This window comes from Streptomyces sp. NBC_00271, from assembly GCF_036178845.1.
Taxonomy (GTDB): Bacteria; Actinomycetota; Actinomycetes; order Streptomycetales; family Streptomycetaceae; genus Streptomyces.
The window spans coordinates 9,772,996-9,786,737 of record NZ_CP108070.1 but is presented as its reverse complement, the minus strand read 5'-3'; the positions used below and the strand labels follow the sequence as shown (position 1 = coordinate 9,786,737).

At 72.3% G+C, this 13,742-nt stretch carries 13 protein-coding genes; 2 read left to right on the top strand and 11 right to left on the bottom strand.

Annotated features, from left to right (window positions below; all coding sequences use genetic code 11):
- Positions 1-22 precede the first annotated feature (22 nt).
- The 11 genes from OG798_RS44515 to OG798_RS44465 all read right to left on the bottom strand — a co-directional run bounded on the left by OG798_RS44515 (position 23) and on the right by OG798_RS44465 (position 10,377).
- Positions 23-559: a GNAT family N-acetyltransferase gene (locus tag OG798_RS44515; RefSeq protein ID WP_267063623.1), complete on the bottom strand. Its 537-nt coding sequence runs from the start codon at positions 557-559 to the stop codon at positions 23-25.
- Complete coding sequence (locus OG798_RS44510; RefSeq protein WP_097223905.1) at positions 556-1,131, bottom strand: helix-turn-helix domain-containing protein; 576 nt, start codon at positions 1,129-1,131, stop codon at positions 556-558. Before OG798_RS44510 ends, OG798_RS44515 begins: the two co-directional genes overlap by 4 nt.
- 86 nt (positions 1,132-1,217) lie before the next feature.
- Positions 1,218-2,123, bottom strand: coding sequence for a LysR family transcriptional regulator (locus OG798_RS44505; RefSeq protein WP_067361203.1), 906 nt, complete (start codon positions 2,121-2,123; stop codon positions 1,218-1,220).
- Between the two features lie 31 nt (positions 2,124-2,154).
- Complete coding sequence (locus tag OG798_RS44500) at positions 2,155-3,348, bottom strand: glycine C-acetyltransferase (protein WP_097223906.1); 1,194 nt, start codon at positions 3,346-3,348, stop codon at positions 2,155-2,157.
- Positions 3,349-3,397: 49 nt separating this feature from the next.
- Positions 3,398-4,426 (bottom strand): L-threonine 3-dehydrogenase, encoded by a 1,029-nt coding sequence (gene tdh, locus OG798_RS44495; RefSeq protein ID WP_095851319.1) that lies wholly within the window; start codon positions 4,424-4,426, stop codon positions 3,398-3,400.
- 165 nt (positions 4,427-4,591) lie between these two features.
- Positions 4,592-5,182, bottom strand: coding sequence for a GAF domain-containing protein (locus OG798_RS44490; protein ID WP_121414202.1), 591 nt, complete (start codon positions 5,180-5,182; stop codon positions 4,592-4,594).
- A 107-nt stretch (positions 5,183-5,289) separates the two neighbouring features.
- Positions 5,290-5,877 carry a GTP-binding protein gene (locus OG798_RS44485; RefSeq protein ID WP_095851321.1) on the bottom strand — a complete coding sequence of 196 codons (588 nt, stop codon included), beginning with the start codon at positions 5,875-5,877 and terminating at the stop codon, positions 5,290-5,292.
- Positions 5,855-6,226, bottom strand: coding sequence for a DUF742 domain-containing protein (locus tag OG798_RS44480; RefSeq protein ID WP_054232708.1), 372 nt, complete (start codon positions 6,224-6,226; stop codon positions 5,855-5,857). Before OG798_RS44480 ends, OG798_RS44485 begins: the two co-directional genes overlap by 23 nt.
- 2 nt (positions 6,227-6,228) lie before the next feature.
- Positions 6,229-6,669: a roadblock/LC7 domain-containing protein gene (locus OG798_RS44475; protein WP_095851322.1), complete on the bottom strand. Its 441-nt coding sequence runs from the start codon at positions 6,667-6,669 to the stop codon at positions 6,229-6,231.
- A 95-nt stretch (positions 6,670-6,764) separates the two neighbouring features.
- On the bottom strand, positions 6,765-8,786 hold the full coding sequence (locus OG798_RS44470) for a sensor histidine kinase (protein ID WP_267063620.1): 2,022 nt from the start codon (positions 8,784-8,786) through the stop codon (positions 6,765-6,767).
- Positions 8,787-9,144: 358 nt separating this feature from the next.
- Complete coding sequence (locus OG798_RS44465; RefSeq protein ID WP_121414203.1) at positions 9,145-10,377, bottom strand: MBL fold metallo-hydrolase; 1,233 nt, start codon at positions 10,375-10,377, stop codon at positions 9,145-9,147.
- Positions 10,378-10,802: 425 nt separating this feature from the next.
- Here OG798_RS44465 and OG798_RS44460 point away from each other — a divergent pair, with 425 nt between their 5' ends.
- Together OG798_RS44460 and OG798_RS44455 are read left to right on the top strand one after the other, a co-directional pair.
- Positions 10,803-12,458, top strand: coding sequence for a 5-guanidino-2-oxopentanoate decarboxylase (locus OG798_RS44460; RefSeq protein WP_121414204.1), 1,656 nt, complete (start codon positions 10,803-10,805; stop codon positions 12,456-12,458).
- On the top strand, positions 12,455-13,693 hold the full coding sequence (locus tag OG798_RS44455) for a Glu/Leu/Phe/Val dehydrogenase dimerization domain-containing protein (RefSeq protein WP_097223907.1): 1,239 nt from the start codon (positions 12,455-12,457) through the stop codon (positions 13,691-13,693). Before OG798_RS44460 ends, OG798_RS44455 begins: the two co-directional genes overlap by 4 nt.
- The last annotated feature ends 49 nt before the right edge of the window (positions 13,694-13,742 follow it).

The window sequence follows — 13,742 nt, the reverse complement described above, 5'->3', positions numbered from 1 at the left end:
CCGCGGTGGGAGCGGCGGCTCTTCACGCGCCGGGGACCGTCGCTCCCACCCGCTTGTAGAAGATCGTCGTCGGGCGCAGCTCACCCGACGGCGTCGCCGCGTAGTCGGGTATCGCCCCGAGCCGGGTCCAGCCCGCGGAGCGGTAGAGGGACTCGGCGGGGCTGTCGGTCTCGGTGTCCAGATGCAGGAGGGTGATTCCGGCGGTGGCGGCCGCGTGCTCGGCGGTGGTCAAAAGGCCCCGGCCGAGGCCCTGTCCGCGGCCGTCGCGGTGCACCATCAGCTTCACCAGCTCGGCACGGTGGCGGCTGTTGGGTTTGTCGGGGAAGACGAGGCTGACGGTGCCCAGGATCCGGTCCGCGGTGTGCGCCACCCACACGGCGAGGCGTCCGGCCGACACCGCGTCCACGCGCTCCTCCCACCAGGCGACGGCCGTCGTCCGCTCCAACGGGGCGAGGAAGCCGATCGAGGCCCCACCCTCCACGGTGTCGATCAGCAGCTCGGCCAACTCTCCCACCGAGGCGCGAAGGCGCCGGGCGTCCAGCCGGGAGACGGTGGTCACGGCAGCACCACCACGAGCGCGTACCGTACGTCCTCGGGGCCGGGACACCGGAAGCGGGTGGGCCCCCACACCCGCAGCCGCAGACAGTCCCCGGCGTCGAGCCGGTGTTCGACGTCCTGCGCGGTCACCTCCAGCGTTCCGTCGAGGACCCAGATGTGCTGCTCCAGGCCGGGCACGGGAGGCCGGTCGTAGGCGATGTCGGCGCCGGCCCTGAGCCGCCCCTCGACCAGTTCGCCGCGCAGCCCGGCGTGCGGCGCGGACACCGATCGTCGTACGAATCCGGAGGCTGCGTCGGCCCAGACCGTCTGGTCGGCCGCCCGCACCACCGCAACGGGTTCCGCCTCGACCTCGCTGAGCAGCTGAGACATGGTGCGTCCGTACACGGCGCACAGCCGGTTCAGGAGCGAGGCCGTGGCGCTGATCTCGGCCCGCTCGGCACGGGACAGTGTGGAGCGGCTGACCCCGCTGCGCTCCGCCAACTCCCCCAGGGACCAGCCACGTTCGGAGCGCAGCTCGGCCAGTCGGGCCCCGAGCCGGACATCGACCCCATCGAGCTCCCCATTGTTTCCCATATTCGGGATGTTATCCCAGATATGAAAACAGTAGGGTGCTCCGCCGACCACTCCCCTCCGACCACTCCCCTCTCCGACCGCTTCCCTCAGTCCACCGTCGCGGCTTCCGCCAGCGCATCCAGCACCGGGCGGATCAGCGGATGCCCCTCCGCGCCCCGGCGTACGGCCGCGAAGACTCGGCGCGTGGGCGCGACGCCGTCGACCGGTCGGACCAGCACGCCCGTGAGGTCCATGCCGCGCAGGGCGGAACGAGGCACCAGGGCGACACCCGCGTCGGCCGAGGCGAGGGCTACGACGGCCCGGAAGTCGTCGGAGGAGTGTTCGAGGCGGGGTTGGAATCCGGCGTTCTCGCAGGCCAGGACGACCACGTCATGGCAGGGGTTGCCGGGGTACGGGCCGATCCACGGGTCCTTGGCCAGCTCGGCGAGCGGGACCTCGGTGGCGTCGGCGAGCCGGTGACCGAGCGGGACGACCGCGTCGAAGGGCTCGGCGTACAGGGCTACGGGGGTCAGGCGCGGGTCGTCCGCGTCCGGGGCGCCCCGGTACTCGACGGCGACCGCGATGTCGACCAGCCGGTCGAGCACCATCGGCAGACTGGCGTCGCCCTCGGCGTCCTGGACGCGGACGTGGATGCCGGGTGCCGTGCGGGCGAGGCGGGCCAGCGCGGGAGCCACCACCAGGCCGATGCCGGTCGCAAAGGAGGCGACGGTGACCGTGCCCGCCGAACCCGCACTGTAGGCGGCCAACTCCGCCTCGGCGCGCTCCAGTTGGGCCAGCACCTCGTTGGTGTGGCTGAGCAGGATCTCGCCGGCCGGAGTCAGCCGTACGCCCTTGGCGCCGCGCTCGACGAGCCGGTGGCCGGTCTCCTGCTCCAGCGCGGTCAGCTGTTGGGAGACGGCCGAGGGGGTGAGATAGAGCGCGGCGGCCGCCGCCGTGACCGTGCGGTGGTCGGCCACCGCACGGAGGATGTGGAGCCGCCGCGCTTCGATCATGTGACCGATTCTCTCAGGTCACAGGCGTCTTTCAGCCCTCGAGCTCCGCGCGGGCGGACACGAACGCGTCGACCGCCCGGTTCACGTCCTGCGTCGAGTGCGCGGCCGAGAGCTGGACCCGGATCCGGGCCTGGCCCTGCGGGACGACCGGGTAGGAGAAGCCGATCACGTAGACGCCGCGCTCCAGGAGGAGCTCGGCCATACGTCCGGCGACGGACGCGTCACCGATCATGACGGGGGCGATCGCGTGGTCACCGGGGAGGATGTCGAAGCCCTCCGCGGTCATCCGGGAACGGAACAGCGCGGTGTTCTCCGCGAGGCGGATACGCAGGTCGTCGGCCGACTCCAGCAGGTCGAGCACCTTCAGGGAGGCCGCCGCGATCACCGGGGCGAGCGTGTTCGAGAAGAGGTACGGGCGCGAGCGCTGGCGCAGCAGCGCGACGATCTCGGCGCGAGCGGCGACATAGCCGCCGGAGGCGCCGCCGAGCGCCTTGCCGAGGGTGCCGGTGATGATGTCGACGCGGTCCATGACACCGTGCAGCTCGGGGGTGCCGCGGCCACCGGGGCCGACGAAGCCGACGGCGTGCGAGTCGTCGACCATGACCATGGCGTCGTAGCGGTCGGCGAGGTCGCAGATCTCCTTCAGGGGCGCGACATAGCCGTCCATCGAGAAGACGCCGTCGGTGACGATCAGCCGGCGGCGCGCGTCGGACGCCTCCTTGAGCTGGGCCTCCAGGTCGGCCATGTCGCGGTTGGCGTACCGGAAGCGGCGAGCCTTGGAGAGGCGGATGCCGTCGATGATCGAGGCGTGGTTGAGGGCGTCGGAGATGACCGCGTCCTCGGCGCCGAGGAGGGTCTCGAAGACGCCGCCGTTGGCGTCGAAGCAGGAGGAGTAGAGGATCGTGTCCTCCTGGCCGAGGAACGCGGACAGGCGCGCTTCCAGCTCCTTGTGCACCTCCTGCGTACCGCAGATGAAGCGGACGGACGCCATGCCGTAGCCCCAGCGGTCCAGGGCCGCGTGGGCGGCGGAGACGACCTCGGGGTGGTCGGCGAGGCCGAGGTAGTTGTTCGCGCAGAAGTTGAGGACCTCGCCGGGGCGGCCGCCCGCGGTGACGCTCACGGTCGCGGACTGCGGGGTGCCGATGACGCGCTCGGGCTTGTGCAGACCGGCGGCGCGGATCTCGTCGAGGGTGGTGCGGAGGTCGTCGCGCACGGAGTCGAACATGGAGGGGCTCCTAGGGGGTTACGCGGTTCGGAGTGGCTCTTGCGGACGCTCACGCGCTCCAGTCGAGGATGACCTTGCCGCCGCGGCCGCTCGCGGCGTCCGCGAAGGCCGCCTCGTAGTCGCGGTAGCCGTAGCGGCCGGTGATGACCGGCGCGAGGTCGAGGCCGCCTTCGAGGAGGACGGACATCGCGTACCAGGTCTCGAACATCTCACGGCCGTAGATGCCCTTGATCGTGATCATGGAGGTGACGATCCGGGACCAGTCGACCGGGAACTCCTCGGCGGGCAGGCCGAGCATCGCGATCCGGCCGCCGTGCGTCATGTTGGCGATCATGTCGCGCATGGCCTCGGGGCGGCCGGACATCTCCAGGCCGATGTCGAAGCCCTCGCGCAGGCCGAGGGCGCGCTGTCCGTCGGCGATGGTCGACTCCGCGACGTTCAGCGCGAGGCTGACGCCGATCTTGCGGGCGAGGTCGAGGCGCTCCTCGCTGACGTCGGTGATGACGACGTTGCGGGCACCCGCGTGCCGGGCCACGGCCGCGGCCATCAGACCGATCGGGCCCGCGCCCGTGATGAGGACGTCCTCGCCGACCAGGGGGAAGGACAGCGCCGTGTGCACGGCGTTGCCGAACGGGTCGAAGATCGCGGCGACGTCGAGGTCGACCGGGACGCGGTGCACCCACACGTTGGCGGCGGGCAGGGCCACGTACTCGGCGAACGCGCCGTCGCGGCCGACGCCCAGGCCGACCGTGGCACGGCACAGGTGGCGGCGCCCGGCCAGGCAGTTGCGGCACTTGCCGCACACGAGGTGGCCCTCGCCGCTCACGCGGTCGCCCGCCTTGATGTCGGCGACGTCGCGGCCCGTCTCGACGACCTCTCCGACGAACTCGTGGCCGAGGACGAGCGGCGTGCGGATGGCCTGCTGCGCCCAGCCGTCCCAGTTGCGGATGTGCAGGTCGGTGCCGCAGATCCCGGTCCTGAGGACCTTGATCAGTACGTCGCCGGGGCCGATCTCCGGTTCCGGGACGTCCGTCAACCAGAGCCCGGGCTCCGCCTTCTCCTTGACCAGCGCCTTCAAGCTGCGGCTCCCGTGGTGAGGTCCCGGAGCAGGGCACGCCGAAGGGGCCCGTACCGGGGAGAGGGGTGATTTCCCGGAGAAATCTGCCGCACAGGGGCGCCGTTGGTCCATCGAGGATTTCTTAAGCGCTGCCGCAGCTTTCCTTCACGCCTCCGGCCGCGGGCGTCAGATCCCCCCGGTGTCCTCCCTGCGCTCGATCTGCTCGACCAGTTCCGCGGCCATCGACTTGATGGTCTCCAGGCCCGCCTTCCCCCACGGGCGCGGTTCGAGGTCGACGACGCAGATCGTCCCGAGGGCGATGCCGGTGTGGTCGATGAGCGGGGCCCCCAGGTAGGAACGGACGCCGATCTCGTCGACGACCGGGTTGCCGGCGAAACGCGGGTAGTCGCAGACGTCCTCCAGGACCAGCGCCCTGCGGCGGACCACCACATGGGGGCAGAACCCGTAGTCGCGGGTCATGTAGCGCCCGACGACCTTCACGGTGCCGTCCGGGGCGGCCGGGAGCGGCCGGGTGACCGAGACGTTTCCGTCCGGGGTGTGCAGGCCCGCGAAGAACTGCCGGTTCTCGTCGATGAAGTTGACCATCGAGTACGGCACCGCGGCGACCTCGGCGAGCCGGTCCGCGAAGGCGTCGAAGGCGGGTTCCGTGTGCTCCCCCAGGCCCAGTCGGCGCAGTCGGCCGACCCGGGCGGGGGCGTCCTTGTCCTCCGGGGTCAGCAGCAGACGACCGGCCGGGCGCGGCGGGTCGTAACTCATCTACGGGCTCCCTGGTGCGGGGCGGGCGTCATGGTGTGTGGGCTCCGTGGCGGGGGACGTGGGTCGGGTGCGGGCTCAGCGGTCGACGGCGTACGCCGGGTGCGGGCTCAGCGGCTGGGTGCGTGCGTCGGTGCGTGGGCGAGGAGGTGGCGGACCAGGGTGAGCAGGGTCTGCACGCCCGAACTGGAGATCCGGGCGTCACAGCGCACGATGGGGATCTCGGGGTCGAGGTCGATGGCCGCGCGCACCTCCTCGGGGTCGTAGCGGTAGGCACCGTCGAACTCGTTGACGGCGACGATGAAGCCGAGACCGCGCTGCTCGAAGAAGTCGACGGCCGCGAAACAGTCCTCCAGGCGACGGGTGTCGGCGAGGATCACCGCACCGAGCGCGCCCTCGGACAGCTCGTCCCACATGAACCAGAACCGCTGCTGCCCGGGTGTGCCGAACAGATACAGGACGTGTTCCGGATCGAGGGTGATGCGGCCGAAGTCCATCGCCACGGTGGTCTCGACCTTGTTCTCGACGCCGTCGAGATTGTCGGTCGCGGCGCTGACCGTGGTGAGCAGCTCCTCCGTGCTGAGCGGCGCGATCTCGCTCACCGCGCCCACGAAGGTCGTCTTGCCGACCCCGAACCCTCCGGCCACCAGGATCTTCAGCGCGGTGGGGAAGGGATCAGAGCTGTCGTCGTAGTCCATCGAGCACTGCCTCCAGAAGAGACCGGTCAGTGGGGTTGTGGTGGAACTCGGGCGGCTTGGTGGTCAGTGCCCCGCAGTCGACGAGGTCGGAGAGCAGCACCTTGGTGACCGCCGCGGGCAGCTTCAGGTGTGCGGCGATCTCCGCGACCGAGACGGGCGCCCGGCACAGTTCGAGTGCCTGGGTGTGCTCGGGGCCGAGGTAGCCCAGAGGTGTTGCCCCGGTGGCCATCACCTGCGACAGCAGGTCGAGGGCGGTGGTCGGCCGGGTCCGGCCGTTGCTGACCGTGTAGGGGCGCACCAGCCGTCCGGCCGCGTCGTCGAGCCAGGGCCCGTCGCCGGCCGCGGCCACGCTCAAGGCCTCATCGCCGGCGGTTCCACGGCGGCCTGCCGGGGCGCGGTCATCAGATACGGACGGACGCTCTTGACCAGCATCGCCATCTCGTAGCCGAGCACCGCCGCGTCGGCCTCGCGGCCGGCGAGCACGGCGAGACAGGTGCCGGAGCCCGCGGTGGAGACGAACAGCAGGGTCGAGTCGAGTTCGACGACGACCTGGCGTACCTCACCGCCGTCGCCGAAGCGCACGCCCGCGCTGCGGCCGAGCGAGTAGAGGCCGGAGGCGAGCGCCGCCATGTGGTCGGCGCTGTCCGGGTCGAGTCCGTGGACCGACTTCACGAGTCCGTCGCAGGAGAGGAGTACCGCGCTGGTGGTGTGCGGTACGCGCTGTACGAGGCCGCTCATCAGCCAGTCGAGATCGGATACATGGGCGTGGGCGGTCGGCGCGTCGCTCGCCATGGTGGATCGACTCCTTGAAGTACGAAGGTCTGCCGGAGCGCAGGGTGTGGGGGTGTGGGAGGGCGTGCGGGTGGGGGTCGTCAGGGGGGTGGTGGTCATCCGGCCGCTGTGCTCCCGTCGTGCCGGGCCGTGTGGTCGTGTCCGGGCGCGGGTGCGTTGTCGGGGGTCCCGTGCGCCTCGCGCGGGGCGGGCGCGTGCGCCGTGTGGGCGTCGGCTATGCGGGGCGCGCCCGTGGACGTCTGGTCGACGCGGATCACATCCAGCGGCGGCAACGGGTCCAGGTGCCGCAGATCCGGGTGCGGCGGGTCCCCGTACAGCAGGTCGGAGTGCGGCAGATCGGGGTGCGGCCGGTCCATGGGCGGTGCCTCGATGTGCGGTGCCTCCGTGCGCCGTTTCTCGGCGTGCTGGGCCTCCGCGAGCCCGATCCCCCGCTGGAACGCCGCCATCAGGCCGGGGTCGTGGCCGACGACCTGCTCCGGATCCTGGCGGGGCACGGGCCCGTCGCGCAGTTGGGGTGCGATGTGCTCCTGGGCGCGTCGTTTGGGCAGTTGGGGCTTGCCCATGGTGCCGCGCACCGCGCCCTTGCGGGGAGTGGGCGGCATGGCCGCGTTCTCCGCGACCGCGGGCCGGTCGTCGGGGCGGATGCCGGGCAGCGCCTCGGCCGGATTGGGCCGCTCCGCTCGGGCGCCGCGCACGGGGAGCGGTGCCGGGCCGCTGCCGCCCGTACCGAGCGCGGCGGGCGGCATCTGGTCCCGCTGCGCCTGCCGTGGCACGGAGGCCACCGTCGCGCCGGCGGACGACACGGGCGCGGTCGGCCCTGCCTGTGGTCCGGCGGGCGGACGCGGGCCGCGGGCCTTGGGCTGCTGTGTCTGCTGGGACTGCGCTTGCGATACGTCGCCGAGGGCGCCCGGCGCCGCGCCCAACAGCGCCTGCGGTACGACGAGTACGGCCTGGACACCGCCGTAGATGTTGGTCTGGAGCCGTACGTGGATGCCGTGCCGCCGGGCGAGCTGGGACACCACGAACAGACCGATCCGGCCGTCCTGGAGGAGGCTGGCGACATTCACCTGATCGGGGTCGGTGAGCAGCGCGTTCATCTTGTTCTGTTCGCCCAGGGGCATGCCCAGGCCCCGGTCCTCGACCTCGACCGCGAGGCCGGAGGTGACGAGGCCCGCGCGCAGCAGGACTTGGGTGTGCGGGGCGGAGAACACCGTGGCGTTCTCGACGAGTTCGGCCAGCAGGTGGATGACGTCGGCGACGGCGTGCCCGCGCAGGGTGCCGTCGATCGGGGGCACCAGCTTGACCCGCGAGTACTGCTCGACCTCGGCGATCGCGGACCGCAGCACCTCGGTCATGGAGACGGGGTTGCTCCACTGGCGGCGTGAGACGGCGCCGCCGAGCACGGCGAGGTTCTCGGCGTGCCGGCGGATGCGGGTGGCGAGGTGGTCGACGTGGAAGAGGCCCTTGAGCAGGTCCGGGTCCTCGATCTCGTTCTCCAGCTCGTCGAGGATCGAGATCTCGCGGTGCACGAGGGACTGAAGCCGCCGCGCGAGATTGACGAAGACCTCGACCTTCTGCTCGCTGCCCGCCTGGCTGGAGAGTTGGGCCGCCTGCACGACGGCGGTGACGGCGCCGTCGTGCGCGCGGGAGAGGTCGGCGGCGAGCAGCTCGAACTCGTCGGCGTCCGGCTTGGGCCGTTGGCGCGGCTTGGGCGTGGGAGGGCTCTCGCCCCGGCGCAGGCCCTCGACGACGGCGCGCAGGTCGGCCTCGGTACGGGCGCTGCCGCGGCGCAGGGTGCCGATGCGTTCCCGCACGGACGTGGCGGCCCGGTCGGCGCCGACGGCGGCGATCAGGATGCCCGCGAGGGCCACGCACCCGGCGCCGGCGAGCACCGCCCACAGGACGACGCCGGGGCGTGCGCCGGTGGAGCGGACGGTGAACAGCACGGCCGCAACGCCGCTGAGCGCCACCGCGATCGGCGGCAGGACCGCCAGCCGCAGCAACTGGGGCCGTAGGCGGGCCTCGGGCTGCGGGTGGACCGTGCGGGCGACCGGCCGCCCGTGCCGCCCGCCCTCACGGCGGTCTGCGCGTGCGGCCGGTGCGCGGAGGTGAGACATCTGCGTCCTCGTACTGGTGCGTCGGGGGCCACGGGGGCTCCCGCGGGTCTGCGCGACTCGGGCGTGCGCCATCGCGATGCCGGTCGAGAGAGCCGAAAAAATCGGCCCCGCGTCGCCCGGCGGCAACTGACAGTAGTCGCCAACCCATCATGTGCGGTGGGCAGTTGACAAACTCCCCCGGAAGGCGTCCCGCTCTGGTATGAGGCCTCGCACGGCAGACCGATATCCCCTTCGGACGCACGTTCCCTTGCGTCATCGATCCGATCAGAGCTGGTCAGAACCGGTCGCGAACAAACGGCGAGGGTCGGGGAGCAGCTCGCTCCCCGACCCTCGCCGTTTGTTCGGACATTCAGGAAATTCAGCTCGCGGGCACCGTCTCCGGCTCTCCGGTGCCTTCGGAAGCTTCACCCATGACATCACTCGGAGTATTGGAAGCGGAGGCATCCACTCCGGACTTCTCGACGGCGGGCCAGCCACCCCTCGGCGGCACGGCCACACCGCGCCACCAGGGCTCGGCCGGGACGGTCCCGGCGGTGGGCTCGAAGGGCTGGCCGGGGCGGGGCAGTGCGACACGGGCGCCCACCGCGTGCGCGGCTGCCATCGTGCCCTCGCCCGGCTCCACCCACGGGTGGGTCGCCAGGTTGAACGTGGCCCAGTGGATGGGCAGCATCACGCCGGTGGGCTGCCCGCCCTGGAGGTCCAGGTGGGTGCGCATACCCTCCTCGGGCGTCATGTGGATGTCGGGCCAGAACTCGCTGTACGCCCCGATCTGGATCATCGTGATGTCGAAGGGGCCGTGCTCGGCGCCGATGTCCTTGAAGCCCTCGAAGTAGCCGGTGTCCCCGCTGTGGTAGATCCGGTGCTCGTCACCCGTCACCACCCAGGAGGCCCAGAGCGTGTGCTGGGTGTTGCGCAGGCCGCGGCCGCAGAAGTGCCGGGCGGGTGTCGCGGTCAGGGAGATGCCGCCGACCTTGGTGCTCTCGTTCCAGTCCAGCTCGCGCACGCGGTCGGGCGAGACGCCCCAGTGCTCCAGGTGGGCGCCGACGCCGAGCGGCACCGCGAAGACCGTGTCCGTGTCGGCCAGGGCCTTGATGGAGGGCAGGTCGAGATGGTCGTAGTGGTCGTGCGAGATGACGACGACGTCGACGGGGCCGAGCGCGGCCAGCGGCAGGGGCACCGGGTGCAGCCGCTTGGGCCCGACGAAGTTGAAGGGGGAACAGCGCTCGCCCCATACGGGGTCGAACAGCACCCGGTGCCCGTCTATCTCGGCGAGCACACTGGAGTGCCCCATCCAGGTGATCCGCAACCGGCTCGCCGCGGGCTTGGCGAGGTCGGCGAGCGTCGTGGGGTACACCGGCACCGTGCCCGCCGGGGCGCGGTGGGCGCGCTCCTCCTTGCGGAAGAAGATCTTCGCGAACTCGAGCATGGAGCCGTCGGGGCGGGTCCGGGCACTCACCGGGTTCTGGAAGACACCGTCCGCGAAATTCGGCGATCTGCGGATGCGCTCCATGCGCTCACCGCCGGGGTCCGCGCCGAAGGCGGCGGGCTGCAACGCGCGGAGCCCGGAGCTCAACGTACGGAAACCGGTCACGGTACCTCCAAGTGGAGTCGGTCAGGCCTCCCATTATGGTCGGCCCCTCTGACAGCGCCGGGTCGACGGTGTCACAGCGCGATGTCCCCGGTACACACCGCGAGATCCGGGCCCTGGTGCGACACACCTGGGGGTGACACACCTGGGGCCCAAGATCACATCAGGTGGCCCCCATGACCCGCATTTCCCTAACCTCGCGGCGCACGCTCTTCTTCCGCGGGTGCTCCTGGCGCTCCGGCGAGTCGACGGACACCCGGGACCCCGGAGGGCTGCGGGCGGGACGGGGGGTGCGCCTCAGACCCCCTACTGATGATCCGTTCAGTAAATTGACAGACTTCGGGGCCGCTCCCGATACTGAATGGCGATTCAGTAAAGATTGCCGGTGGGTCTTCGGTCGCGCCGCTCGTTCCGCACCTGGAGGCACCATGGAGGCCGACCCGCGCACTGACCTGCGCACCGACTCGCGCACCGGCGTGCTCACCGGTGGCGAGGCGCTCGTCCGGGCGCTCGCCGCGCATGACGTGACACAGGCGTTCGGCATCCCCGGCACGCACAACCTGGAGATCTACCGGCACCTGGCGGCGTACGGCGTCCGGCACGCGACCCCGCGCCACGAACAGGGCGCCGGCTACGCCGCCGACGGGTACGCGCGCGTGACGGGCCGCCCCGGTGTCGTGATCACGACCACCGGTCCCGCGCTCCTCAACGTCACGGCCGCCGTCGGGCAGGCCTACTCGGACAGCGTGCCCCTGCTGGTCGTCTCCCCGGGTATGCCGCTGCGCCACCCCCGGCTGTCGACCGGGCTGCTGCACGAGATGCGCAGCCAGACCGAGGCGCTGCGGGGCGTCGCCGCGTTCAGCCACCGGGTCTCCTCGGTGGCCGAGATCGGCGCCGCCGTGGCGCGCGCGTTCACCCTCTTCCGTACGCGGCGACCCCGGCCGGTGCACCTCGAGGTGCCGCTGGACGTGCTGACGGCGGCCGAGACCGCCGGGCCGGTGCGGCTCGCCCCGGCCACCGCGCCGACCCTGCCGGACGCCGAGGCCGTACGACGGGCCGCGCGCGCCCTGCGGGAGGCGCGGCGGCCCGCACTGGTGCTCGGCGGTGGCGCGCGCGGCGCCGCGACCGCCTGTCTCACTCTCGCGGAGGCGTGCGGCGCGCCCGTCGTGACGACCGCCAACGGCAAGGGCGTCGTACCCGAGCGGCATCCGCTCTCGCTCGGCGTCTCGCTGCACACTGAGTCGGTGCAGAAGTGGCTGGTGGGTCGCGATGTCGTCCTCGCCGTGGGCACGGAGCTGGCCGAGTCCGATTTCTGGTCGCCGCCGCCCGCCCTCGGGGGCACGCTCGTCCGGGCCGACCTCGACCCGGACCAGATGCACTCCGGGCTGCCCACGGACATCGCGCTCGTCGGCGACGCACGGGCCTCCCTGGAGGGACTGTTGTCGGAAATGGGCCTCCACGCGCGCGTGCGGCACGACATCCCCGGCCCACGAGGCGGCGTCGACGAGGTCGCCGCGGTGCGGGACGCGCGGTACGCCGGGAGTGCCGCGCGCGACGCGCGCTGGATCCCGTACCTGCGGGCGATCCGCGCCGTCCTGGCCGACGACGCGGTCATCACCTCGGACAGCGCCCAGTGCTGCTACTACGGCGCGCTCCCGCACCTCCCGCTGGGCCCGGCGGGACGCTATCTCCACCCGACCGGCTTCGGCACGCTCGGCTACGCGCTGCCCGCGGCGCTCGGCGCCAAGGTGGCGTGCCCGGAGCGCCAGGTGGTGGCGCTGAGCGGGGACGGCGGCCTCCAGTTCACGGTGCAGGAGCTGGCGACCGCCGCGCAGCTGCGACTCCCGCTGCCCGTCGTGGTGTTCGACAACGGCGGCTACGGAGAGATCCGCGACGAGATGGCCGCCCGTGGCGACCGCCCGACCGCGGTGGACCTCGCGCCGGTCGATCTGCCCGCCCTGGCCCGCGCCTACGGAGGACAGGGCACACGCGTGTGCCACCCCGACGAGCTGGCCCTCGCTCTCACCGAGGCGCTGCGCACGCCTGGTCCCACCCTGATCGCCGTCCCCGAGGAGACCCGATGACCACGCCCACGACCACGCCCCCGACCGCACCGTCGGCCGCGCCGCCCACCCCGCCTTCGACCGCGCCCCTGATCACGCTCACCTGGACCGACCACGTCACGGGCAGACCGGGCTATCTCGTGGTCGACCGGCTCGTCCGGGGCGTCTCCAGCGGCGGCCTGCGGATGCGCGCGGGCTGCACCCTGGACGAGGTCGCCGGGCTCGCCCGCGGGATGACGATGAAGGAGGCCCTGCACTACAACCCCGAGGGCCGCTACATCCCGCTGGGCGGCGCCAAGGGCGGCATCGACTGCGATCCCCAGGACCCGGCGGCGTACGGCCTGCTGGTGCGTTACCTGCGCGCCATGCGCCCCTACATCGAGAGCTTCTGGACCACGGGTGAGGACCTCGGGCTCACCCAGGACCTGGTCGACCGGGCCGCCGAGGAGGCGGGGCTCGTCTCGTCCATCCAGGCCGTGTACCCGCTGCTCGACGACGAGACGACGGCCCGTCGGCGGCTCGCGGACGCCTTCGCGGTCGACGTGGACGGGATCGGGCTCGACGAACTGGTCGGCGGCTGCGGTGTCGCCGAGTCGGTGCTCGCGGCCCTGGACCGGGCCGGGGTGGCACACGCGGGGACGCGCGTGGCCGTGCAGGGCCTGGGCACCATGGGCGGAGCCACGGCCCGCTTCCTCTCCCGCGCGGGCCTGGCCATCGTCGCCGTCGCGGACGTCAAGGGCACGATCGCGAACCCGGACGGGCTGGACATCGACGCGCTGCTCGCGGCGCGGGACGCCTACGGGACGGTCGACCGCGGCGCGCTGCGCCCGGCCGACCAGGAACTCCCGGGCGACGCCTGGCTGTCCATGGACGCGGAGGTGCTGGTTCCCGCGGCGGTCTCGTACGCCATCGACACCGAGAACCAGCGGCAGATCGGCGCCCGCTGGATCGTCGAGGCGGCCAACATGCCCGTACTGCCCGAGGCGGAGGAACTGCTCGCCGCGCGCGGGGTCGTCGTGCTGCCGGACGTCGTGGTCAACTCCGGTACGAACGCCTGGTGGTGGTGGACGCTCTTCGGCGACATCGGCGCGGACGCGGACGAGGCGTTCGCATACACCCGGCGTTCCATGCGCGACCTGATCGACCGGATGCTGGCCCGCGCGGAGGCCGACGGGACGACACCACGGGCCGCGGCGCACGCCATCGTCGCCGACCGGCTGCCGGTGATCGCGGAGCGGTTCGGGTGGTACCGCTGACGGGCACCCGTCTCGCGGCCCCCGCGTCATTCCTCCTGGGGAATTGAGG